The following is a 917-nucleotide window of genomic DNA, read 5'->3' as shown; positions in this document are numbered from 1 at the left end:
CGACGAGTTGTGGCGGGGGCTGCTCGACGGGCGGCACGGGATACGGGAACTGGACGGCGAGGAGTTCGCGGAGCTGCCCGTGCGGGTGGCCGGGACCGTGCCCGTCGATCCGGCGGAGCTGCTGCCGCGGCAGGCGGCGCGGCGGATGAACCGGGCCGCGCAGTTCGCGGTGCTGGCCGCGCGGGAGGCGTGGGACGACGCCGGGTTCGTGGCGGGCGGCACGCGGGAGAGTGGGCTCGATCCCGAACGGGTCGGGGTCAGTCTCGGAGCGATCCTCGGCGACGCGTCCGTGCTCGTCGGCGGCGACCGCAAGCTGCGGGACAAGGGGCCGCGCGGCGTCTCACCGCTCACCACCCCCATGACCGTCCCCTCTCAGGCCGCGTCCCAGGTCTCCCTCGACCTGCACATCACCGGCGAGGCCCGCACGGTCACCGCGGCGTGTGCCTCCGGCACGGAGGCGATCGGGGCGGCCATCGACCGCATACGGTACGGCCGCGTCGACATCGCCCTCGCGGGCGGGGCCGAGGCGGTCGTGACGCCGGCGATCATGGCGTCGTTCGCGGCGATGCGGGCGTTGTCCACGCGAGGGCTGGCGGACGGTTCGTCGCCGTCACTGCCGTTCGGCAGGGACCGGGACGGTTTCGTGAACGGGGAGGGCGCGGGGGTGCTCGTCCTGGAGGCCGAGGAACACGCACGCGCGCGTGGAGCGCGGATCTACTGCGAGGCAGCCGGGTGGGGGCTGTCCGCCGACGCGCATCACATGGCGGCCCCGGACCCGTCCGGCGCCGGGGTCGCACTCGCCGTGCGGCGGGCGGTACGGGACGCGGGCGGGCATGTCGCGGACGTCGTCCATGTGAACGCGCATGCGACGGCGACGGTGGAGGGGGATCTCGCCGAGGCGGGGGCATTGCGGGCGG

At 75.4% G+C, this 917-nt stretch carries 1 protein-coding gene; it reads left to right on the top strand.

All coding sequences use genetic code 11. The features are described from left to right. Positions 1 to 917, top strand: a 917-nt coding sequence (locus AC31A1_RS51975) for a beta-ketoacyl-[acyl-carrier-protein] synthase family protein (protein WP_489660005.1), incomplete at both ends; no start/stop codon positions are given.

It is taken from the genome of Streptomyces sp. P5F9, from assembly GCF_057961495.1.
The sequence above is the reverse complement of the archived record's forward strand: the minus strand, read 5'-3'. Positions and strand labels throughout refer to the sequence as shown.